The organism is Polynucleobacter sp. AP-Kaivos-20-H2, from assembly GCF_018882215.1.
Taxonomy (GTDB): domain Bacteria; phylum Pseudomonadota; class Gammaproteobacteria; order Burkholderiales; family Burkholderiaceae; genus Polynucleobacter.
On the sequence record NZ_JACVOX010000013.1, the window covers coordinates 1 to 239 of the forward strand.

A 239-nucleotide genomic window follows, 5' to 3' on the forward strand; every position below is an offset into this window, starting at 1 on the left:
CTCAACTCTAGTCAATTGGCTAGCTTAAATACCAATGCCTTCGCAACTTTAGGCACTTCGCTAAGTGCGAACTTGACTTCATCAGCAGTTGCTGGTTTGAACTCTACCGCTTTGACCGCGCTTGGTACTACAGGCATTGCCGGATTATCTACTTCGGCTATTAGTGGTATCTCTAGCGCAGCACTTGCTGGTCTGACTTCTACCCTAGCCGGTGCTTTGAGTAGCAGCGCTATTGCCAA

Annotated in this window: 1 protein-coding gene; it reads right to left on the bottom strand. The window is 48.5% G+C overall.

From position 1 onward, the window contains the following. Positions 1–11: 11 nt before the first annotated feature. Positions 12–239: hypothetical protein (locus ICE89_RS11660; RefSeq protein WP_216266028.1), on the bottom strand; the 228-nt coding region annotated here is incomplete at its 5' end.